The sequence below is a fragment of the Kitasatospora sp. NPDC056531 genome (assembly GCF_042794375.1).
Taxonomy (GTDB): Bacteria; Actinomycetota; Actinomycetes; order Streptomycetales; family Streptomycetaceae; genus Kitasatospora.
Genome location: NZ_JBHTTU010000149.1, coordinates 1 through 1,576, shown reverse-complemented (window position 1 = coordinate 1,576; position 1,576 = coordinate 1). Strand labels below are relative to the sequence as shown.

Annotated in this window: 1 protein-coding gene and 1 pseudogene; both read left to right on the top strand. The window is 65.8% G+C overall.

Going from position 1 to position 1,576, the window contains the following annotated elements; all coding sequences use genetic code 11:
- Positions 1–618 (top strand): annotated as a pseudogene (locus ACFQ87_RS42200) (hypothetical protein); the annotation flags it as partial.
- Between the two features lie 153 nt (positions 619–771).
- Positions 772–972 carry a hypothetical protein gene (locus tag ACFQ87_RS42195; RefSeq protein ID WP_380616276.1) on the top strand — a complete coding sequence of 67 codons (201 nt, stop codon included), beginning with the start codon at positions 772–774 and terminating at the stop codon, positions 970–972.
- Positions 973–1,576 lie beyond the last annotated feature (604 nt).

Here is a 1,576-nt window from a genome sequence, read left to right as displayed (position 1 = left end):
CCGGCGAGCGGGGTCACGGCCGTCGTGCTCAACGTCACCGCCACCGACCCGACGGCCGACAGCCACGTCATCGTCTACCCGCACGGCCAGGACCGCCCGACCACCTCGAATCTCAACTTCACCGCGAAGCAGACGGTCCCCAACCTGGTCACCGTCCCGGTTGTCGACGGCAAGATCAACTTTTACAACAATGCCGGCTCGGTCGACCTGATCGCCGACATCAGCGGCTACTACACCTCCGACGGCACCGGATCGGTGTTCATCCCGACCTCCCCGACCCGCGTCCTCGACACGCGCGAGAACAACGGGCATCTCGGGCCGGTCGGGCCCGGCCACGCCATCGCGATCCGTCCCGACCTGTGGGAGTACGGGATGCCGCCGGTCGGCGTGAAGGCTTTCGTCCTCAACGTGACCGCCACCGACACGACCGCCGACAGCTATGTGTCGGTCTTCGGCAGCATGGGCCCGTGGCCGACCTCGTCCAACCTCAACTTCACCGCGGGCCAGACCGTTCCCAACGCCGTGGTGACCTCGAACGCGGGAGGCGTGACGCTCTACAACCACGTCGGGCAGGTCAACCTGGTGGCGGACGCGTTCGGGTACTTCACGGCCGGCTGACCGCTGCCGTATCCGCCGGCACAGCCCACCGGGCTGTGCCGGTCGGAGTCGCCCGTCAGGGCCGTCGAAGCCGGACGACAGTCTCCTCCAGCACCTCGTCCTGTTTGCAGAACGTGAATGGGAAGTTGCCCAGGGCCGCCGACCTCGGTGTGGATGGCGGCAGACGAGCTCGACCAGGTCCTGGACGCCTGCCCAGACCTTGCCATGGCCGCCGAACTCGCCCGCGACTTCGCCGCCATCACCCTTGAACGACGCGGCACTGAGCTGTCTGAAGCCGTTGTCGTACCGATCATGGTGAGCGTCTGTTCGAGTATGGCGACTCTGTCGGGTGATCTCCCGCTCGTACACGCATGAAGGCAGGGCCTCCGGTTCAGCTCGTGGTTGTCGAAGCCCGAGCACACCAGGAGGCCCTGTTGTTGCAGTCTTACGCTCTCGTGCTGGTGGAGTCCAACTCGACTGCCCCATCGTGTGATTGCCTCGCTCACCGGTTCGGGAACGCGGGTGACCGTCCAGGCCGTGTGCCGCGCTACCCGTCGGACATGACGGACGCGGACCCTCGCCCGCCGCGCCCGGTCTGGACGACGGTGTCGGGCTCGGAAAGTCATCGTCGCGGGTGGCAGTGGTAGAGCAACCTCGGCTGGCACCATGTCCGCGTGATCGTTTCGCTGCTTTACAAGGTGGCCCGCACGCTGTTGTCCGTACCCGGGGTACTGCCGCGCCGCGACACCGCCAAGGACATGGAGCTGCTCGTGCCCCGACACGAGAACGCTGTGCTGCTGAGCCTGCCGAGAATGTCATCCATGCGGCTCAAGGACTTGCTTGGTGGCTGCGGCAGGATGATCACTCGTGTTGCTCCGTCTGGTATACCTGACTGTTACCAACGCGTTCGCTGCCTTGAGGCTGCTGCCGATGAGCGACCGGGACAAGGATGTGGAGATCCTCTCCCTGCGCCATCAGC